We start from the raw sequence: 20,869 nt of genomic DNA, 5'->3' as shown, positions 1-20,869 counted from the left end.
GAGGGCTGATTAAAGTTTCACGTTATAAAGAAGGAGGAAGTGGGAAAATAATTTCACACCTCCATTAAATTTTACTTAATAAGAAATCTTTGAGTTTCTCAACTTTTATATAAAAATAAAACTGAATTTTCAGTTATTTTGTTATATAGTAAAAGAGAACGAATAAGGGGAGGGAATATTTTGAGTAAAAAGAAAATGGCAATTACACTGTCAGCAATGCTATCTGCAACAATTATACCTAGCTTTACTATGGATGTGCATGCAGAGAAGAAGGAAGAGACTAAAAATACGAAAATTGAATTAGAAAATGGGATGACAAAACCGATTTATTCTCTCGATGAAGCTATTATCGAAAATTTATATGTAGAGACAGAAGTTGATAGTGATCGAGACGGTAAGAAAGACCGAGTATCGATAAAAGTTATGCGTCCAAAGACAGATCCGAATGTGAAAGTTCCTGTTATTTATGAAATGAGTCCATATCGATCTGGATTAAAAGATGTTCCTGTATATAATGTAGATGAAGAATTGTATGCGTATGAAGGAAAACCGTATGGAGCGATTAATCTTGGTTCGTATGGGAACTATTACGTGCCAAGAGGTTATGCAGTTATTCTAGGCGAAAGTATCGGTACTGGAAAATCAGATGGATGCCCTACAACTGGAGATGAACAAGAGATACTTGGGACAAAATCTGTTATTGATTGGGTAAACGGTCGCGCGAAAGCATTTACAGAACAGGGTGAGGAAGTTCAGGCAAATTGGTCTACAGGCAATGTAGGTATGACTGGAGTTTCTTATAATGGTACATTACCAAATGCTGTTGCGACTACTGGAGTTGAAGGTTTAAAAACAATTATTCCAATCGCAGCAATTAGTAGTTGGTATGATTATTATCGTGCAAATGGTGCAGTCATTGCTCCAGGCGGATATCAAGGGGAAGATACAGATAATATGGCAGAAGCAGTACTGACAAGGGAAAACCCTGAAGTTTGCGGACAAGTTATAAAAGAGTTAACGGCTGGACAAGACCGAAAAACAGGTAATTATAATGATTTTTGGGATAAACGTAACTATGTAAAAGATGCTAAAAATGTAAAAGCGAGTGTATTTGTTGTTCATGGTTTAAACGATTGGAATGTTAAAACAAAACAGTTCGCGCAATGGTGGGAAGCACTTGGAGAAAATAATGTTCCGCGTAAAATGTGGCTACATCAAGGTGGTCATGGTGGGACATCAAGTAATAGCTGGCAGCAAACACAAAATAAATGGTTAGATTATTGGTTATACGGGATTGAAAATGGAATTATGGATGAACCAATGGTTGATGTGCAAAGAGAAAATAAAACGTGGCAAAAGATAAAAAATTGGCCAGATCCATCAGCTGTACCTTCAAAAATCCGTATGTATTTAAGTAATAAATTAGTCAATTTGCCATTAAGTATGGGATCGGCTAATAAAGTTTTCTCATTCTTAGATGATGCACAAATGAAATCAAACCAATTAGTAGCAAACCCAGAATTAGAAGTAGCAAATCGATTAGTATATACAATGCCTGTACTGCAAAAAGATACGCGTATAAGTGGTACACCAAAGATTTCAATTACAGGAAATATTGATCGATCTGTATCAAATTTAACAGCATTACTTGTTGACTATGGAGGAGCGAAGCCGGAAATCGTAACGAGAGGCTGGATGGATCCACAAAACGTAAAGAGTATAGAAAATTCAACAGCGATTCAAGCGGGCAAAGATTATACATTTACATGGGACATGCAGCCAGATGATTATGTATTTAAAGTGGGGCATCAAATCGGAGTTGTTTTAATTGCAAGTGATTATGATTATACAATTAGACCGAAAGCTGGCACGAAACTTACAGTGAAATTAAGTGAAGTGACATTGCCGATTGTGAAATAAATATTTTTTCTAAAGAGCTTACTAAAGTAAGCTCTTTAATTTGTAGTCTGAATTTTTAATTTTTATATTTCAAATTGGAAGGTTATGTAATACAATATCATTATATTCTATGGAAAGTGAGTGATATATTATGATAGTCAGCTCTTTCGAAATCTCATTAAAATTAGAGGTACAGGAAGATTAGTTGAATTGAAATCTTCCGTACGTAAAAACGGAGGAGAAAATAAATGTTTAGCTTTTATAGTACACTTTGTACGGAACTGTATGATTACACAAAACCAGTCGGTTATTCTTTAAATGGTGATATTGAGTATTACAAAGAACTTTTAAAAGGTTGTAGAGGAAGAATCCTCGAAGCTGCAGTAGGTTCAGGGCGTGTCATCATTCCGCTTCTAGAGGCTGGTTTTAAAGTGGATGGGATAGATTATTCACCTGAAATGCTAGATTCTTGCCGTAAGCGCTGTAAAGAGAGAGGCTTACATCCTAATTTGTATGAAGGAAGCTTGCAACAATTTTCACTTCCGCATAAATATGACGCAATTATCATTCCTACTGGATCTTTTTGTTTAATTGAAAATCGTATGGATTCTATAAATGCATTGAAATGTTTTTATGAACATCTTAATCCAGATGGACAATTAATCGTAGATATTATGCTTCCGCATGACTGGAAGACTGGAGAAATTCATACATCGACTTTCTCTTTGCCGAGTGGAGACGGAATCACATTAGAAAATAAATCAATTGAAATAGATTGGCTGAACCAAGTTACTGTATCATATTTGAAATATGAAAAGTGGAGTAAAGGACAGCTCGTACAAACAGAGTTACAACGTTTTGCGCTGCGCTGGTATGGAATAGTAGAGTTTAAACTCCTTTTAGAAAGTTTAGGTTTCTCTAACATTACTTGCTCTGCTGAATATGTTTATGAAAAAGAACCGTCAAACGCAAATCAAATGATTACTTTTGAAGCTGTGCGAAAAGAATAGAACTAAAACTATGAATAAAAAATAAGGCAATCGTTTTAAAATCGGCTGTCTTATTTTTTATTTTATGTAATGGTTTATAGAGAAAGATTGGAGGGAAATAAATAAAACTTATATTAATATTTGGCCCACAAGCAGTTGGAAAAATGACAGTGGGGCAAGAATTAGCAACATTAACCGGTTTAAAACTTTTTCATAACCACATGACAATTGATTTAGTAAGTCCAATTTTTGATTACAGTACGAAAGAAGCAAAAAGGCTAGTAAGTTTATTTCGTTTTCGTTGTCCAAGCATTTTCCTATTAATTACATATACTATTTATGTTAAAGTCAGCTACTATTTTATATAGGGCTGTTATTTTCCTATAAATGCTATTTTAGTGAAGTGGGAGGAATCAATTTGGAAAACGTAGAACAAGATAGAATTGAAAATCAAGTGTATTCAAATCGTGTAGTAAGATCAGAATTTGATTCGAATTGGGAAACTTGTATATCAAAGAGTGGTTATGTAATTTATGTTGCAACAAGTAATAATGCTGAAGTAATAGTGCTTCTTGCAGATGGTTCAAGTAAATTATTAATTTTCGAAAAAGGCGGTAAAGTAGTAGTAGGTGGCGGTGGAACAAGTCATTACAGTAAGTCGCATATTGCAAGAAATATTTAAGATAGAACATGTTGTTAATTAAGAAGAAGCTGGAAAACGGTTGTCATTCATGTTTAGGGCATGATAGACGAACCGTTTTTTTATTTGTTTATAAATTTAGAAGAACTTCATTGATTACAAATACATCGGGATGACCAGCGAAATTAGAAGAAAACTTGGCGGCTAATGGTACAAAATATTATGTAGGTTTGCAAGAATCTTATAAGCGATATAAAAAGTATTTCCTATTTGGGGAAACACTACTTCTATGTTATAGTATAATAGTGTTTTTAGAGGGCGCTATTTTAATATATCTATAATTTTGTTATGTATTATTTTCATATTAAATAAGTGTCTAAAGTATTTTTTTATATAAGGAGTAATAATTAGAGAAATGAAAAATATAGACTTTATACTAGAAAGTGACGAGGCATTAAAACCGTCTGAACGATTAGTACTATTATTATTAGAGAAGCATAGAATGTTATATACGAACGATCTATTGGCATTATCAAATTTATCATATAAAACATTAACAGATTCATTAACGGCGCTAGTTTTAAAATCGTATGTGTTAAAGGAAACAGGTAAGGGAAGAAGACAGAATTGCTATAGATTAGTATGATAAGGCAGCTGTTTTAGAGACTTTTACATATGTTTTTTTCAATCGTAAGGTGAAAGTGTATTTTTGTTTTCAAACGAAAAACTCACTATAAGAGGGGCTAAGATAGTAGTGTTTCATTTTTGTAAATGTAATTATTTCATCATCGAAAATACAAAAATAAAATAAACAGTATAAAAAAGAAATAAAAAAACAATCCATTCTAAAAAGGGATTGTTTTTTTATTGGAATAATATTATTTGATGCGTCGAAAGCATGAATAGCAGTAATAGACATTACCTGTTTTATTTCATGCAACTGAACAAATATGATGAAAACTATGTGTATAGTTTTTTGCTTGCTTTTTCAGTAACTCTAATGAAATCATGGTCTTCATTGTTTAAAGGCAGTATTTTTAACATTATTGCTATTCAGCATTAAGCACAAAAAAGTGGTATATAATATTGTTATGTAAACTTAAGATTTTAAAAGGAAAATGTAATAATGAATAGAACATGTAGAAGGAGATGCTTAAATATTTTGAAGGATGGGAGATTATTATGGAGTATTTACAATCAATAGCACAAGCTGTGATAAGTGGTAATAAGGAAAAAGTAGTAAAGTTTATAAAGGCGAGTCCAAGTATTGTTAACGAATGTAGTGAAGATGGCTGGACACCACTTCATTTAGCAGCTTATTTTGGACAGAAAGAAATAGCGAGTTTTCTTTTAGAAAGCGATGCAGATATACATAGTAGAGCGAAAAACGAAAATGAAAATACACCTTTGCAAGCGGCAATTGCGAACAAGCAAAGTGAACTTGTCGCTTTCTTAATTGAAAAAGGATCAGATGTAAATATTATGCAAAGTGGTGGCTGGACAGGACTCCACGAAGCAGCATTATTGGGAAATGAGGAAATAATTATGTTGCTCCTTAAAAATGGAGCTAATAAGATGATTAAGAAAAGTGATGGGAAAACAGCGTATGATATTGCATTAGAAAAGGATATGATCACCTTTTACATCATTTGAAACAGGAAGTGAACTTATGATGAATAAATGGAGTGTTGGTATATTTTTATTTAATGAAGTAGAAGTGTTAGACTTTGCAGGGCCATTTGAAGTTTTTTCTGTAACTGAGGTGAATGGAGAAAAACCCTTTACTGTTTATACAGTTAACGAGAATGGGGAAATGATTACAGCAAGGAATGGATTGAAGGTACAGTCAGATTATAGTATTGAAAATTTACCACCAGTGGATATTTTAATAATTTCGGGCGGGCTAGGTGCTAGAAAATATGAAATAAAAAATGAAATAGTAATAAAATGGATTCGCCAACAAATGAAAGAAGTAAAGCTGATGACTTCAGTTTGTACAGGAGCGCTATTACTGGCGAAAGCAGGTTTACTAGAAGGTTTAAAAGCAACAACACATTGGGCTAGTATTGAAAAGTTTAAAAATGAGTTTCAAAATGTTGAAGTTATAGAAAATGTAAAGTTTGTAGATGAAGGACATATTATAACATCTGCTGGAATTTCAGCTGGAATTAATATGTCATTTCATATTGTGAAAAACTTGTTAGGTGTGCATGTTGCGGAGGACACAGCGAAGCGAATGGAGTATGATATTAGTTTCCCAAATTAAAAAGCCCGGATTGGGCTTTTTATATTGAATGGATATAGTTAAGCTCTTCATCACTCAACATAGGGCGAACAGATGCATTTGCATTTTCTTGTGCTTGTATTCCTGTTTTGGCACCAGGAATTACAACACTTACTGCCGGATGAGAGAGTACATAGCGAAGTGCAAGTTGCCCTAAGGTCTGATTTTTATTTGAGAGCAACCGAAGTTTCTCTACAGTTTGTAAGTCTTCTTGAAACCAAGTTTCATTTGGCCAATCTTTGCGTAAATCTCCATCCGGAAAAATTGTTTTATTTGAGAATTTTCCAGTTAAAATGCCCATTTTTAATGGACCACGAATAACAACTCCTAAATTTTTCTCTTGTAAAAATGGTAATATATCTTTTTCTGGTTTTCGATTTAATATATTGTAATCAAGCTGTACGATATCAATTTCGTTGTTGTTATTGAAATGATGAATGTATTGTAAATCATGAGTCGAAACACCGACTGCTCTTACTTTGCCATCACGTTTTAATATGTCAAATGCACGTAGAAATGCTTCTGTTTCCCTACGATTATGCCACCAAATATGACAAAAATAAAGATCAATATAATCTGTTTGAAGACGTTGTAAACTTGTTTCGAATACGGCGATGATTTTTTCGGGAGTATCATATACAGGAACTCCATTAGGGTCGTAGTGATGTCCGATTAAACCACCTTTCGTTGATAGGATAATATCATTACGATGTCCTTTAATCGCGGTAGCCACCAACTTTTCACTATGTCCTAAACCATACACATCCGCAGTATCAATAAAATTCACACCACACTCAATTGCTTTTTTTATAGCGGTTATAGATTGTTTATCGTTAACAGGTCCCCATTCATCCCCACCGATTGCCCATGCGCCAAAACCTATTTCAGAAACAGTTATTCCAGTTTTACCTAATGTACGGTAATGCATATTCCCCCTCCTTGTAAGCATGTTATAACATGGATATGTGGGGAAGGAATTTTGTGTGTGAAAAAACTCTTCTACAATAGTAGAAAAAGAATTACAGAAACTACTATTTTATAGCAGCATGTATAAAAAAAAACGGTGTAAATATGGAAATGTCGTCGAATGCTATCTTTAATTGGTTAATTTATGGGATATTTTTGTGAAGGAGTTTATTTTATAAGAATAGAATTAATTTAGTAAGAAAACGTGCCGATGGTAGTGAAAAATATGGGTTAGGGGGATTTGAATGAGGAAACTCAAACGAGTAAATGTTCCTAATATACCAGAGCAATTATCACAACCTAGTGACAAGCGTAGGGTAAATAAAAAGAAGTTAAGGCGACTTATTTTAATGGTCCTTTTTATTGCGACAACTACTCTGTACGTTCAATATATTTTAACGAAACAACAAGAAGTAATTGATAAAAAGAAAGATACGATTACGGATCAAAAGAAGCAATTAGTATCTTTAAAGAAAGATAAAGATTCTTTAAAGACTAACATAGAAAATTTAACAGACGATGAGGAAGAAATTTTGAAGTTAGCGAGAAAAGAGTATCAATTTTCTAAGTCAAATGAAACTATATTTGTGATGCCAAAGTAATAAAAAACAGTTAACCATTGAACTGCACCTCCAATTGTTAGGCAGCGTCTAACAATTGGAGGTGCAGTTTTTTATGTATGAATGTCATGGTACAAGGAACAATCACATATTGTAAAAATGAAGAGTTTAAGCTGTTTTCATAAATATGGAATATGCACTAAAATAAATGTTGTTAAAATTCTGTCAATTATATTATAATACAAGGTAAGCGGATACATTTTTTAATCCACGTTGAGTTCCTCGCTCATACGACTATTAAGAAACCCGTTATCCTCGTATAAGAAAGGAAGATAGCTGTGTACGCTTCAAATACAATTTATATCGTAGGGGATGCGAAAGCACCTCAAAATAATCCCATTACTGAAAAGTTTAAAAGCTATTTCGTAGCATTTATACTTGTTAAGGATACAGGGGAAATTGTAGATGCAGACTGCTCAGCGACAATTGCATTAACATCTCAATTTGTTAAATATTTATTTCTACATAAAAATATAAATGACCCGGCGTTAGTAATGGAAGTAAAGAACCGATATTTCGGTTCTTCTCAAAAAGCGTTACTTGTAGCGCTAAAAGATGCACAGAAAAAATATAATCAGATTGCTGCTTTGTCTACTCAATCATAGACAAAATCCAGCCGTAAGAATCATTCTTATGGCTGGATTTTTTTTATTTCACATTATCGTCCTACATCAAAAGCAAACGAAAATAAAGTAGAGAGATAGGAGAGTAAATGCCCAATGGGTTTACCTAATAATCCGTGGGTATAAATCTCCGGTGGATTAAAATTTCACTTCATTGGAGAACGAAAGGATGAACAAAATGAAAATTACAGATGTAAAAGTAAATCGTAGACGTGTAAAACTGCATACACCGTTTAAAACCGCGCTTCGTACTGTAACCGAAATTGAAAGTATAGATGTTTATATTCATACAGACGAAGGAGTGATTGGTAAGGGGGCTGCAGCCGCAACGCCAGTTATTACGGGGGATTTCACCAGCGGAATGGAAGAAGCGATTTTAGGGCCGATGCGTTCATGTTTAATTGGTCAAAATATCATTCAATTTCAGCAGTTACTACAGCGCATTCAAATGAGTTGTATTGGAAATTCAAGTGCAAAAGCAGCGGTAGATATCGCTTTATATGATGTATATTGCCAATATCAAAATGTGCCGTTATATGCATTGTTAGGCGGGAAGAAAGAAATTCATACCGATATTACAGTGAGTGTAGATGAGCCTGTATTAATGGCAAAAGAAGCGAAGAAACATATAGAAAAAGGATTTCAAACATTAAAGATTAAAGTGGGTAAAGAGGCGCATTTAGATTTGGAACGTATTGAGGCAATTCGAAATGTGGTACCAAGAAATACGACATTACGTTTAGATGCGAATCAAGGTTGGAGTCCAAAAGAAGCGGTCTCTATCATTCAAGAGATGGAAAATCGTAATTTAAATATAGAATTTATTGAACAACCAGTACACGCGAAAGATTGGGATGGGTTAAAGTACGTCAAAGATCGTGTGCAAACGCCAATTATGGCCGATGAAAGTATATTTTCAGCAAGTGACGCATTAAAGCTCGTTCAAGGAAGATATGCAGACTTCATTAATATTAAATTAATGAAATGTGGTGGCATACGTGAAGCATGGCGTATTGCTGATATCGCAGAAACAGCTGGTGTGAAGTGTATGGTGGGCAGCATGATGGAGTCTTCACTTTCCGTTAGTGCTGTTGCGCATTTAGCGGCAGCGCATCCTAATATTCATTATTTTGATCTTGATGCACCGCTTTGGTTAATGGAAGAGCCAGAAGGAATGACTTATTCTGGATCAAAGGTAAACCTTCAATCGACAGTGAATAGTAAATCTTAGGAGAAGAGACAAGTAAACTATCTTTTAAGGGGGATATATATGAAAAAAGTAGGAACTGCATTTTTAACAACTTTATTTATATTTTCATCGTTTACATCGGCAAATGCTGAAGAAAAGAAGGATAATAAAGCATTTATAGATGTATCTGCTGCAACGTTATGGACAGCACCTGATTCATTAAGACCAATCGATACACCGAGTGCAACAAATCCAGTGGATCTATGGAAATGGACGAAATCAATGACACTTGACGAGAAACTATGGTTAACAAATGCAAATAAATTAGAAACACAAGCTTTACTCGGTCAAGAAGTAACTGTTATTGATAAGAAAGGCGAATGGGTGAAGGTATTAGTGCATGGACAGCCAACACCACGAAATGAAGAAGGTTATCCGGGCTGGATGCCTGAAAAACAATTAACATATAATCAAGAATTTGCAGATAAAACAAATGAACCTTTTGTCTTAATAACCAAACCAACAGCGATTTTATATATAAATCCTTTTGAAAAACATAAAGCACTTGAAGTCAGTTATAATACAAGACTGCCGCTATTAAGTGAAGACACAATTTCATACCGTGTATTGTTGCCAAATGGTCAGAAAGCATGGCTACGAAAAAATGATGGAACAGTTTACCGATCTCAAACTGATATTCCAACTCCGGCGGCCGATGATTTAATTAACACAGGGAAAATGTTTTTAGGCTTACCGTATATATGGGCTGGTACAAGTGGTTTTGGATTTGATTGCTCTGGCTTCACACATACGATCTATAAATCGCACGGCATTACAATTCCGCGAGATTCTGGACCGCAATCAAGAGCAGGGGTTGCAGTTGATAAAGAAAATCTACAAAAAGGAGATTTAATTTTCTTTGCACATGATCAAGGGAAAGGTAGTGTCCATCACGTTGCAATGTATATTGGTGATGGCAATATGATTCACTCACCAAGAGCTGAAAGGTCGGTAGAGATTATACCGCTAAATACACCAGGATATATAGAAGAATACGCTGGTGCTCGTCGTTACTTACCTTAAAAATAGAAGGGGGTTTTTAAATGAAAAAAGTTGTTCGTTACTCATTAGTTAGTACTCTATTAGTTTCTTCATTTTTAGTTGGTTGCGCAAAAGAAAAAACTGCAACAAAGCCGAAAGATGAGAAGAAAGTATTACAGTTACTAGAAACAGGTGAAATTCCGTCGTTAAATTCAGGGAAAGTAACAGATGCAGTCTCGTTTAACGTTTTGAATAACGTAATGGAAGGACTATTTCGTCTATCGAAAAATGATGAAGTAATTGAAGCCGGCGCACAAAAATATGAAGTGAGTAAAGATGGAAAAACATATACATTCCAATTACGTGATGCGAAATGGTCTAACGGAGAGCCAGTAACCGCTCATGATTACGTATACGCTTGGAAGCAATTGGTAAATCCAGATACTGCTTCTCAATATGCATACATTGCGTACGATGTAAAAAATGCTGAGAAAATAAATAAAAAACAACTAGGTCTAGATGAATTAGGAGTAAAAGCGAAGGATGATAAAACATTCGTCGTAGAGCTAGAACATCCTGTACCGTATTTTACGAAATTATTAATTTTACCATCCTTCTATCCAATTAACGAAAAATATGCGAAAGAGCAAGGTGATAAATATGGATTAGAAGCAAATAAAGCGGTATATAATGGACCGTTTACATTATCAGAGTGGAAGCATGAAGCTAGCTTTACAATGAAGAAAAACGATAAGTATTGGGATAAAAAAGAAGTGAAGTTAGATGAAGTAAACTATCAAATTGTAAAAGAAATTTCAACTGCGGTAAATTTATATGAAACAGATAAAGTTGATAGAGCTGTTATTTCTACAGAATTCGTAGATAAATATAAAAATAATAAAGAGTTAAAACAATATACAGATCCAGTTATGTACTTCTTCCGATTTAATGAAAATGTACCGATTCTTAAAAATAAAAATGCACGTCTTGCGCTAAGTACAGTTTTTGATAAGAAGGGACTCGCAGATTCATTTTTAAATGATGGATCGGTTGCAGCAAACTATTACGTACCAAAAGGATTTTTAAAGGGCCCAGATAAGAAAGATTTTAGAAGTACGGCTGGTGAGTTTAATAAGACAAATGTAAAACAGGCGAAGGAATATTGGGAGAAAGCAAAACAAGAGACAGGTACAAATGAAGTGACGTTAGAACTATTAAATTATGACTTGGAAAACTTTAAAAAAGTTGGAGAGTACATTAAAGAGCAGCTTGAGAAAAACTTACCAGGATTAAAAGTGAATGTGAAATTACAACCACATACGCAAAAATTAGCACTTGAGAAGAAGAAAGAATATGAAATGTCGTTATCACGCTGGTTACCAGATTATCCAGATCCAATGACTTACTTAGAAGTATTCCTTTCTGGAAGTAGCGTCAATAATACAGAATATGCAAACCCAGAATATGATGCGTTAATTAAGAAGATTAAAACAGAATTAGGTAATGATGAAAAGGCTCGCTGGAAAGCAATGCAAGATGCTGAAAAAATGCTACTGGATGATGCGGTAATTGCTCCAGTATTCCAGCGCGGATTATCTTACTTACAAAAACCCTATGTGAAAGATTTATATGTACATCAATTTGGTCCAGCTACAAGTTTAAAATGGGCAGATGTACAAAAATAAAGTGATGGAGAAACAGACTTCATGTATGTGATAGTCTGTTTTTCTCATTTAAAGTTAGAAAAATAGTTCATGGTATAATTTATTAGTCTGTAAACAGTATTTGGAGGGGAAATGATGTCTATGTTTGAAGAAGAGAAAGTAATTTATACAAAAAGATTATTTATGAGGAAACCAATTGTAGAAGATATTAATCAGTTTTATAACATATTAAAAAAAGATACTGTTGGCAAATGGTTGGCTAAATCAAGAGGAATGTCGAAGGAAGAAACAAATGATTATATTGGGCAACTTATCTTACATTGGGAACAGTATGACTTCGGGGTATGGTTGTTATTTAATAGTAAAACAGGAAAGCTTTTAGGACATTGTGGTTTAAGAACGGTAGAGGAAACAGGTGAAATAGAAATTATGTATCTCCTTGACCCAGAACATTGGAGGAATGGGTATGCATTAGAAGCAGCAGAGGCTTCCATTAAATATGCAATAGAGACTTTGAATGTAACAAGAATAATTGCTAGAGTTAAAGTAGCAAATGAGAGCTCGAAAAAACTTTTACGAAAGCTCGGGTTTATATATACTCATGAAGTTAATCATAGCGGGCGTTTATTATCATATTTTGAACTTCATACATCATCCGAAGAATTCTAGACATTTCATATGTTTTTTTATTGTTAAAAAATAAAATTATTAATGAAATTCCAGTGTGAAATTTATGTAGAATCTTGTATAATTAACGTGTTTCTATGGAAACATTTTCTTGTGCTATTTATATAGGACTTAATAGACCAAGTAAGGAAATACATACATGTATATAATAGATAAATAGAATGGAACATGTATAGAGAAAAAGGAGAGAAAAGATGACGTGTCAAAAACAAGGGTTACAATTTAATAACGATAGAAAGAGGGACAGAAGATGAAAATGAAGCATGCTTTTGGTCCTATAATTTTAGCGTGTGTGCTTTTTTTCATTATCATTCTAATCCCATCGAAAAGTTTAGTATCGCTTATTAGTGATAAGAAGGTAGAAGATGCGGCAACTTCTTTACAAAAAGAGAAATTACAAAGTGTTTTCTTACAGCAAAAAATGTTAGAGAATTCACAGTATTTACCGATGTACGGTTCATCAGAATTTTTACGAATGGATGCATATCATCCGTCTAATTATTTCAAAGTAAACCCAACTGGTTTTACACCGTTTTTAATTGGAACTGGTGGTACACAAAGTTTAGCTCATATTTTAAATATGACATCTACTATGGATGAATTAGAAGGTAAAAAAGTAGTCTTTGTTCTTTCACCACAATGGTTTACAAAGACTGGTGTATCACAAGGGGATTTCACTAATAATTTCTCCAAACAACAAGCATATCATTTTATTTTTAATGATGAGATAAATCCAGAAATGAAGAAGCAAATCGCGAAACGGCTATTAGATTATAAAGTTGTTCAAGAAGATGATATATTAAAAAATTCATTAGAAGGTATTGTATATAATGATTCGAAACATAACATAAAAGCAGGGTTAGTTAAACCACTTGCTTATATGCATCGAAATATTTTAGATCATAGAGATTTATTTAACTCTTTATTTAAAATCGAACCGATGAAAGAGAAAACAAATATCGGACTTCGTTCAATTTCTTGGGAAGACGCACGTAAACACGCAGAACAAGAAGGGAAAGCTGAATCTACTACAAATACATTCGGAATTGAAAATCCGTATTATCATAAGAATAATCTGAAGAAAAAACTAAAAGGTTTAAAAAACTTTAGAGCAAATGAAACATATGATGAATCACCAGAATACGGTGATTTACAAATTATTTTAGAGTTATTTAAAGAGAAAAATGTCAAACCACTCTTTATTTCTGTACCTGTAAATGGGCCTTGGTATGATTATACTGGCTTCCCGAAAGAACGCCGTGAAGTGTATTATAAAAAAGTTCGAGAACAGGTTGAGAAAGCAGGATATCCAGTAATTGATTTCTCTGGTCATGAATATGATAAGTATTTCTTAAAAGATACGATTCATTTGGGCTGGAAAGGTTGGATTTATTTTGATGAAGCAGTGCAGAAATTTTATTCTGAGAAATAAAGTATAGAAATCGGAATGGCTATGAGCCGTTCCGATTTTTTTAGTATAGAGGATTTTGGTGAGGACAATTTGGGAATGCATGTATATCTTGAATCTGTCTATAATCATAATGTTTCATTGCAAACTGAGCTTGATAAAGGTATTCATACACATATAATTGACCATCATGCGCTGAACATAATACACCAGAAGTTCCTTGTCCATTTATGAAGGAAATGCCGATAGGGCGTCCGATTAAGTACGGTATTTTTTGCTGCCAATGCATAGGGGAACCACTCCTTTTTGAGATAATATACGAAAGAAATGATTAAATGGTTGCTTATCCATGTAAATGTAGATGGAAAGGTGTTATATAATTCCTGAAGATTAATTCATATATAAATAAAAAACCGCTATAATTCCGAATGAATTTATAGCGGTTTTTATTATATTCTTAAGCGAGATTTTTACGCTTTTTTGTCCATTTTTTTATAACGAAGTATAAAAGTATAAGTACGACGCCACCAATTGCGAATGATTTCACATACGGACCAGCAATATCATTTATATTCTCCCAATTTTCACCTAGTTTTTCACCTAAATAAATGAAAATAATAGACCAAGGGATAATCGCAAGTGCTGTTAATGTAGTGAAACGTAGTAATGGCATTTTTGTAATACCAGCAGGAATTGAAATCGCATGACGCACTACTGGAATGAAGCGTGCTGTAAAAATGACGCCAGTTCCGTAACGATTAAACCAATCTTCTGCAGCATCTATTTGTTTTTTATGTATGAAAATATATTTTCCGTAACGTTCTAATATAGGGCGTCCGCCGTATCGTCCAAGCCAATAAATAAAGATTTGAGCAATAACACCGCCAATTGTACCGAATACAACAGCGCCTATAAATGAGATACTTCCATTGAATACTAAGTATCCTGCATAAGCAAGGACAATTTCACTTGGGATAATTTCAATCATAAGTCCAAGCATAATGCCCCAATAATCTAATCCTTCAAAAAACGTTAATACTGAATGAATAAAACTACTTAACATTGTTGCACCTTCTAGTTTATGAATTTTTGAGTATAAGAACCTTTTATTTAATGACGTAAAAGGTTCACTATATGTAGATTATACCTTATTTACATAGGGGATTGCTATTTCAATTCTTTTATGTCTCTCATAATTATTATAGTAAAAGATATAAGCCGCGTTTTCATGAAGGGTTAATGAAAAGATTATTAAAAATTTCTTATAAAAAAATAGAAGCATTTCTGCTCCTATTTTTTAAGGCTTCACATCTAAGTTCTGTAAAAATAAAGTTGCTGTTACGTAACGCTTTGCTAACATTTGTACATATGCGGTATGTACAGAAAGGGTCGCAATAATAATAGCGTTACGAATTGCTTCGCGTTGTTCGTTATTAATTTGATCGAACTTGCTTGCGATTTTATCAGCTTTTTCTTTTACGATGTTTTCAATTGTATGAACGGTATCTGTTGCATTTAATTGTAAGCAATTCCCTTGATTGAGTTCTTCAAATAGAGAAGAGTATGCTACATATAAATGAACAGGATTGATTAAATCATCACTTCGATCGGCTGGGTCATTTACAATAAGGCGTAATAGCTTACGAATGGATTCAAAATCAAGTGCTGTTTTTAAATCTTCGACAATAAATAGTAAGGCTGCTTGTTCAATTGAATATTTTTTCCCTTTTTGAGGAGAGCCAATCATTTCTTTTATATCTCGTTTCACCCAGTTTTGCATAGCAGTTACAGAGAAACTTGTGTTTTCAATCTGATTGCCAAGCGCAACTATTTCATTTAAAGAAAAACCGACATCAGTATCGTCAATTTTAATCAGCTTTTCAAAAATAGGTGAAAGTGCGGTAGTAATAAAAGCTGTAACGCTTTGTCCGCTTTCAATATCTTTTTTATGTGACTTTGCCCAAGCTTCTTGTAAAATACCGAGAGGCTTTTTCGTATTCCATCCTCTTAGTGATAGAAGAAGGGTAGCCATTTCGTTTCGTGTGAGATGAAATGTTTCCATCTTTTCACCTCCAAAATAATAAAAAGTTCTTATGAACTTATAATATGTTTTGTTTCATTTAAAGTCAATTCTGTTTTGCTTAATTTTTCCTTTGTGACCAAACTGTTGAAAGTAAATAATACTTGCATATTTCGACAAAAGTTCATATAATAAGTTCATAAGAACCTTTAAAATGTTCTTAAAAACAAATCTATCATTCTGAATTTACTAGAAAGATAGATTTCACATATATCTATATAAAAGGAGAATGGATATAATATGTTGAAAAAACTTGTAGCAGTAATGACAGCATTCATGGTTATCTTTGGGGCTAGCAGCTTTATGTTCGTAGATCATGCAGCAGCGAAAAGTTACAAATCTGGTAAAAAATCATTTACACCAAGTTCAGGTCAAAAGTCAAAAGTTGATTTAAACAAAAAAGACTCAAATGTAAATTCTCAAAAAACGACTCCAGATTCAAAAACGAAAGCAACAAACACGGCACCAAAAAGTAATAAAGGAAGCTTTATGAAAGGTTTATTACTAGGTGGTCTTGGTGGTTTACTAATGGGTAGCTTATTTGCAAATATGGGAGCTCTTGGTTCTGTATTAGCGTTTATGGTAAATATGTTAGTAATGGCTGGTATCGTAATGTTAGCAGTTCGTGCATTTAAATACTTCAAAGACCAACGTAAGAAGAAAGCAGATGAAGTAGCATGGAAACAATAAAAATTTCTGAACAAGAGCTTATAAATGCGCTTTGTATATATATCGCTGAAAAAAGACAAGTGGGTCCAGAAGAAGTATTAGTTGAACTCATGTATGATGACGACTACGGTTTCTCTGCGGAAGTAGAGGTAAATGGTCGCCAGCAAATTTTAATTCAAGCAAACTTAATCGAAGCTTTACGCTTATTGCTTGACAGAGAATATAATGTCAATCCATTCGCAGCGAGATTACAACTTGAATTAGATGATGAAGAAGGCATTTACGCATTAGCGAAATTTAATAACTCAGATGACTAGAAAAAAGAGCTGTTGAGAATAATCTCAACAGCTCTTTTTAGTATGTGCATATGTAGAAGAATAATCACGCCAAATTTCATTCATTTTTCGTCTACCGATATCTACCATAGGATTAAACTGAATTGCAGCTTTTTGACGAACAGAGTGAACGTTTTGAATGGCGTGAGATAATTGTTGGTCGACTATATCAGGTTTTTTACTTGCATATTTAGCAATAGATAGACCTGCAACTGTTCCTTGCGTCATCGCAATTTTTCCGCTTTCAATGCCTGTAATATTGCCGGCTACAAATAAACCGGGAAGAGGGGTTTCCATTGCTTCAGAATGGAGAGGAACGTGTCCACCTAATTCTGAAATGTAATGGAAGGGACAACCAGCTACAGCTGCAAGTTCGGCAAGTGGGTATAATCCCCCGGCAATACATACAAAATCTGCTTCGTATATTTTCTCTGTTCCATTAATAACATTTCCTTTAGAGTCAATATTAGCAATACGTACACCTTCAACTTGATCTGTTCCGATAATTTCAAGAGCTGCTTTCCGAAGGTGAAGTGGCGTTCCGTTTATTTTCATTCCGTTGTTTGGATAGAATGTTAATCCAGCTTTTCGAATCCAATCAAATTTCATAAAGTGGCTACCTATTCGCAAGAAAGCAGAAGGAGCGAGGTGAGCTGCATTTAAAAGAGAGTTTAAAACTTCTTCAGGTTCACCAGCTTTTTGACTTAACTCGCTTTTCTCAGGGAGTACAATATGATCCACTGTAATTCCCGCTAATTGCAATTCACTTAAAATGGCGAAAGACAAAATGTTAGCACCAATAATAATTCCTTTTTTTCCAACTTGCACGCGATGAACATTTGTCATAACTTGAGCTGCTCCAATTGACATCACTCCTGGAAGTGTCCAGCCAGGAAGGGGAATAGAATATTCCGCAGCTCCAGTAGCAAGTAGTACGAAAGGTGCTTCTAACGTACCGATATTAGTATGTACAAACCAATTGTTTTCATCTCTATCTAAATTATAGACCGAAACACCGCACCTGATATGTACTGAAAGTGATTCTGCTTCTTCATGAAGTCGCTTCGATTCTTCTATTCCGTTCCACCATTCTCCAGTAGGCTCTTGATGCAACTGTCCTAACAATCTCCCGCCCGGCTTCATAAATTCATCAATAACGAGCACTTTTAGTCCGAAACGAGCACAAGAGATAGAAGCAGATAATCCCGCTGGCCCTGCACCTATAATAATTACATCACTCATCGCTTTTTCACCATCTCTCTCACGATATTCGGATGCTGTTTCCCGCTTTCAACAACCATGTTTTCTTCTACAACAGTTAAGCATGCGCGTACATTTGTTTGATTATTTACTGTCACGCGGCATTCGGAACAGTGCCCGATATTACAATAAATACCTCGCGGTGTTCCGCTATCTTCATGAACTCTTAATGTCCTTATTTCATTTGCTAACAGGGCAGCAGCTATCGTTTCATGTTCATATGCTTCGTATTGATGACCGTTAAATTGAAAGGTAATACGCTCACTACTTTGTAAAGTACCTAAAATAGGGTGATGTGTAATTCTACTCATTTACTTTCACCTACTGATCCAAAAGTAACTGCACGTATTGGTGGTTGATATTTTAACGGTAGTTCATTAAGAGTTACGTCAGGATTCACATTTTCAATCATTCGATCTATCATTATTCTGCATGTGCGACCACCGCAAAATCCCATGCCAGCACGTGTTCTTAATTTTAATTCTCTTGCCGAGCAGTTATATTCAGCAATTGTCGATTGAAGTTGCCCATATGTAACCTCTTCACAACGACAAACGATTAAGTTGTTTTTATTTGTCATGTGTATTCCTCCTCTAGTTCGATTTTCACAAATTATACATGCAAAAATCATGCCAATATAGAGGAGGGAGAGAGGGCTACCTGTAAACGCCTGATCGGTGCATACTGATTCTTTATTGAAGTCCAAGTTTCTTTAAACGGTTATATAAAGTAGCCCTTGTTACACCAAGTTGTTTTGCGCATTCTAATTTATTCCCATTTAAAATTCGTAAAGCCCTTTCAATAACTTTTTTCTCATGCTCATCCATCTCTTCTTGTAAAGAAAGGATTGTATTATTGTTGCTGAGTAATAGGGAATGAGCTGTATGGTTGTCTAAAGTTTCAGTCGTATGAAATGGTAAATATTCTTGTTTTATAATTCCGTCTGTTGCGAATACCACAAGCCGTTCAACAACGTTTCGAAGTTCGCGAATATTACCTGGCCAATTGTAATGAAGCAGTTCATGCATAATGCTTGAAGGTAGGTCACGAATTGGTCTGTTGTAGTTGATTGAAAAATCGTTTAAGAAAGAATAGGTTAATTCAATAATATCCTCGCGTCTTTCGCGCAGCGGTGGAATCTGCAAACTAACTACATTTAAGCGGTAATATAAATCTTCTCGGAAAGTTCCTTTTCTCATTTCTTCTTGTAAATCACGATTTGTAGCAGCGATAATACGGAAATCAATATTAATTTCTTTTTCACCACCAACTCGGTAATACTTTCGCTCTTGCAGTACACGTAACAGTTTTACTTGCATATCAAGTGGCATTTCACCTATTTCATCAAGAAATAAAGTACCGCCTTGCGCGAGTTCAATTTTACCTTTTTTTCCTTTACTATTTGCTCCAGAAAACGCCCCACGCTCGTAACCGAATAATTCACTTTCAAATAACGCTTCTGGAATTGCCCCGCAGTTAATCGAAATGAAAGGCGCCTTCGCTGCCTCACTTGCTTCATGAATTGCTTTCGCAAATACTTCTTTTCCAACTCCGCTTTCCCCAAGTATTAAAACAGTTGATTTTACCGAACAAACTTTTCTAGCTAATTGTATCGTTCTTTGTATAATAGGACTTTTCCCATTCATCGCAAGGAATGGATCGGATTCATCTTTATACTTTGCCACTTCTTGTTCTAAACGGTGCATTTCATGTGACATATTAAATAGTTTTTCATTTAAAGCGACTTGATTTGTAACATCTGTTTCTGAAACGACTGCTCCTATAATTTCATCATTACAATAAACTGGATTTGAATTAATTAATACGAATAAATCGGGACGAGGCTGATGGAACTGAGCGACTATGCTTTTTCCATCATGTAAAGATTGTAAAATTTCCAAGTCTTTATAATCAAAAAAATGAGTAATCGGTTGCCCAATAATTTCATTATGGTTGACTGAAAATATTTTTTCAGCACCATCTGTCCAAGTTCGAACGCATTCTTTACTATCAATGACTGTAACAGAAGAGTCAGTTGTTTGTATTACGGTGTCATAAAATGACTGTAGTTCATTGTAGGACTTATAAAGAAATGGAATCATTTGCTGAGAAGTTATACAGCATATCGGCTCATCGTTTTCGTTAAGGATGATAACAGCTAATTCATAAGAAAAAGCGTCAATTAGTGCAGTGAATGAGTCATCTACATAAATAATGGCGCAATTATATTCATCTGTAGTAGAAGGGAGATAATAAAACCTTTCGTTTACTTGCTTAATGTGATTAAGGCTACATGTATGATCGATTAAAACACGTTCCAAAAACTCTTGTATAGTCGGAAATGAAAATGCCATAATGCCCTCCTGTTATGTATAAAAATTTTGACAGTGATAAAAAAATAATACACCTATTTACTGTAAATTTAAATTATTTTTACAAATAAAAATATTGTTTATGGAAATTGTATATATGAAAAATTGGCACGTCAATTGCATAAAAGAAAGTGAGAGGTTTA

At 34.2% G+C, this 20,869-nt stretch carries 22 protein-coding genes and 2 pseudogenes; 16 read left to right on the top strand and 8 right to left on the bottom strand.

All coding sequences use genetic code 11. From position 1 onward, the window contains the following. Window positions 1-180 precede the first annotated feature (180 nt). The 7 genes and pseudogenes from DN404_RS17865 (at window position 181) to DN404_RS17830 (ending at window position 5,794) form a co-directional block, all read left to right on the top strand. On the top strand, window positions 181-1,920 hold the full coding sequence (locus DN404_RS17865; RefSeq protein ID WP_149215311.1) for a Xaa-Pro dipeptidyl-peptidase: 1,740 nt from the start codon (window positions 181-183) through the stop codon (window positions 1,918-1,920). 227 nt (window positions 1,921-2,147) lie between these two features. Next, window positions 2,148-2,909, top strand: coding sequence for a class I SAM-dependent methyltransferase (locus tag DN404_RS17860; protein WP_016122683.1), 762 nt, complete (start codon window positions 2,148-2,150; stop codon window positions 2,907-2,909). A 101-nt stretch (window positions 2,910-3,010) separates the two neighbouring features. After that, window positions 3,011-3,184: pseudogene (locus DN404_RS17855) on the top strand (DEAD/DEAH box helicase family protein); the annotation flags it as partial. A 122-nt stretch (window positions 3,185-3,306) separates the two neighbouring features. Beyond that, on the top strand, window positions 3,307-3,570 hold the full coding sequence (locus DN404_RS17850; protein ID WP_149215309.1) for a hypothetical protein: 264 nt from the start codon (window positions 3,307-3,309) through the stop codon (window positions 3,568-3,570). 373 nt (window positions 3,571-3,943) lie between these two features. Next, on the top strand, window positions 3,944-4,174 hold the full coding sequence (locus tag DN404_RS17845; protein ID WP_000789031.1) for a hypothetical protein: 231 nt from the start codon (window positions 3,944-3,946) through the stop codon (window positions 4,172-4,174). Window positions 4,175-4,710: 536 nt separating this feature from the next. After that, window positions 4,711-5,201, top strand: a pseudogene (locus tag DN404_RS17835) (ankyrin repeat domain-containing protein). Continuing rightward, window positions 5,198-5,794 carry a DJ-1/PfpI family protein gene (locus DN404_RS17830; RefSeq protein ID WP_149215308.1) on the top strand — a complete coding sequence of 199 codons (597 nt, stop codon included), beginning with the start codon at window positions 5,198-5,200 and terminating at the stop codon, window positions 5,792-5,794. The pseudogene DN404_RS17835 and the gene DN404_RS17830 overlap by 4 nt, the downstream one beginning before the upstream one ends. A 19-nt stretch (window positions 5,795-5,813) precedes the next feature. Here DN404_RS17830 and DN404_RS17825 read toward each other — a convergent pair whose 3' ends face one another. Then, on the bottom strand, window positions 5,814-6,740 hold the full coding sequence (locus tag DN404_RS17825) for an aldo/keto reductase (protein WP_088362616.1): 927 nt from the start codon (window positions 6,738-6,740) through the stop codon (window positions 5,814-5,816). Between the two features lie 283 nt (window positions 6,741-7,023). On the opposite strand from DN404_RS17825, the gene DN404_RS17820 reads away from it, so the two are divergent. From DN404_RS17820 to dltD, 7 genes are all read left to right on the top strand, one after another. After that, complete coding sequence (locus DN404_RS17820; RefSeq protein ID WP_001228729.1) at window positions 7,024-7,380, top strand: FtsB family cell division protein; 357 nt, start codon at window positions 7,024-7,026, stop codon at window positions 7,378-7,380. A gap of 296 nt (window positions 7,381-7,676) precedes the next feature. Further along, window positions 7,677-8,003, top strand: a complete 327-nt coding sequence (locus tag DN404_RS17815) for a DUF3870 domain-containing protein (protein WP_000271312.1) — start codon at window positions 7,677-7,679, stop codon at window positions 8,001-8,003. Between the two features lie 187 nt (window positions 8,004-8,190). Beyond that, window positions 8,191-9,252, top strand: a complete 1,062-nt coding sequence (locus DN404_RS17810) for a dipeptide epimerase (protein ID WP_001038463.1) — start codon at window positions 8,191-8,193, stop codon at window positions 9,250-9,252. 39 nt (window positions 9,253-9,291) lie between these two features. Continuing rightward, complete coding sequence (locus tag DN404_RS17805) at window positions 9,292-10,293, top strand: C40 family peptidase (RefSeq protein WP_149215307.1); 1,002 nt, start codon at window positions 9,292-9,294, stop codon at window positions 10,291-10,293. A gap of 20 nt (window positions 10,294-10,313) precedes the next feature. Next, on the top strand, window positions 10,314-11,936 hold the full coding sequence (locus DN404_RS17800; protein ID WP_000758260.1) for a peptide ABC transporter substrate-binding protein: 1,623 nt from the start codon (window positions 10,314-10,316) through the stop codon (window positions 11,934-11,936). A gap of 114 nt (window positions 11,937-12,050) precedes the next feature. Further along, complete coding sequence (locus DN404_RS17795) at window positions 12,051-12,584, top strand: GNAT family N-acetyltransferase (RefSeq protein WP_000061618.1); 534 nt, start codon at window positions 12,051-12,053, stop codon at window positions 12,582-12,584. A 268-nt stretch (window positions 12,585-12,852) separates the two neighbouring features. Continuing rightward, complete coding sequence (gene dltD, locus DN404_RS17790) at window positions 12,853-14,034, top strand: D-alanyl-lipoteichoic acid biosynthesis protein DltD (protein WP_061112978.1); 1,182 nt, start codon at window positions 12,853-12,855, stop codon at window positions 14,032-14,034. Between the two features lie 40 nt (window positions 14,035-14,074). Here dltD and DN404_RS17785 read toward each other — a convergent pair whose 3' ends face one another. From DN404_RS17785 to DN404_RS17775, 3 genes are all read right to left on the bottom strand, one after another. Next, complete coding sequence (locus tag DN404_RS17785; RefSeq protein ID WP_000558689.1) at window positions 14,075-14,299, bottom strand: hypothetical protein; 225 nt, start codon at window positions 14,297-14,299, stop codon at window positions 14,075-14,077. A gap of 168 nt (window positions 14,300-14,467) precedes the next feature. Then, entirely contained in the window at window positions 14,468-15,073 is a 606-nt protein-coding gene (gene uptA, locus DN404_RS17780; protein WP_149215306.1) for an undecaprenyl phosphate transporter UptA, read from the bottom strand. Window positions 15,074-15,307: 234 nt separating this feature from the next. Next, window positions 15,308-16,072, bottom strand: coding sequence for a DUF1836 domain-containing protein (locus DN404_RS17775; protein ID WP_000447231.1), 765 nt, complete (start codon window positions 16,070-16,072; stop codon window positions 15,308-15,310). Window positions 16,073-16,330: 258 nt separating this feature from the next. Here DN404_RS17775 and DN404_RS17770 point away from each other — a divergent pair, with 258 nt between their 5' ends. Next, the gene (locus DN404_RS17770; RefSeq protein WP_000914478.1) at window positions 16,331-16,780 is read left to right on the top strand and encodes a hypothetical protein; all 450 of its coding nucleotides are present in this window, start codon (window positions 16,331-16,333) and stop codon (window positions 16,778-16,780) included. Then, complete coding sequence (locus DN404_RS17765; RefSeq protein WP_000447746.1) at window positions 16,768-17,076, top strand: YxcD family protein; 309 nt, start codon at window positions 16,768-16,770, stop codon at window positions 17,074-17,076. The genes DN404_RS17770 and DN404_RS17765 overlap by 13 nt, the downstream gene beginning before the upstream one ends. A gap of 24 nt (window positions 17,077-17,100) precedes the next feature. On the opposite strand, the gene DN404_RS17760 is transcribed toward DN404_RS17765, so the two are convergent. The 4 genes from DN404_RS17760 to DN404_RS17745 all read right to left on the bottom strand — a co-directional run bounded on the left by DN404_RS17760 (window position 17,101) and on the right by DN404_RS17745 (window position 20,708). Next, on the bottom strand, window positions 17,101-18,336 hold the full coding sequence (locus DN404_RS17760) for an NAD(P)/FAD-dependent oxidoreductase (protein WP_001286091.1): 1,236 nt from the start codon (window positions 18,334-18,336) through the stop codon (window positions 17,101-17,103). Further along, window positions 18,333-18,665, bottom strand: a complete 333-nt coding sequence (locus DN404_RS17755; protein ID WP_000087063.1) for a (2Fe-2S)-binding protein — start codon at window positions 18,663-18,665, stop codon at window positions 18,333-18,335. The genes DN404_RS17760 and DN404_RS17755 overlap by 4 nt, the downstream gene beginning before the upstream one ends. Beyond that, window positions 18,662-18,934, bottom strand: a complete 273-nt coding sequence (locus DN404_RS17750; RefSeq protein ID WP_000182620.1) for a (2Fe-2S)-binding protein — start codon at window positions 18,932-18,934, stop codon at window positions 18,662-18,664. The genes DN404_RS17755 and DN404_RS17750 overlap by 4 nt, the downstream gene beginning before the upstream one ends. 112 nt (window positions 18,935-19,046) lie before the next feature. Next, on the bottom strand, window positions 19,047-20,708 hold the full coding sequence (locus DN404_RS17745) for a sigma-54 interaction domain-containing protein (RefSeq protein WP_149215305.1): 1,662 nt from the start codon (window positions 20,706-20,708) through the stop codon (window positions 19,047-19,049). Between the last annotated feature and the right edge of the window lie 161 nt (window positions 20,709-20,869).

It is taken from the genome of Bacillus sp. TE8-1 (assembly GCF_008368855.1).
GTDB lineage: Bacteria > Bacillota > Bacilli > Bacillales > Bacillaceae_G > Bacillus_A > Bacillus_A cereus.
The sequence above is the reverse complement of the archived record's forward strand: the minus strand, read 5'-3'. Positions and strand labels throughout refer to the sequence as shown.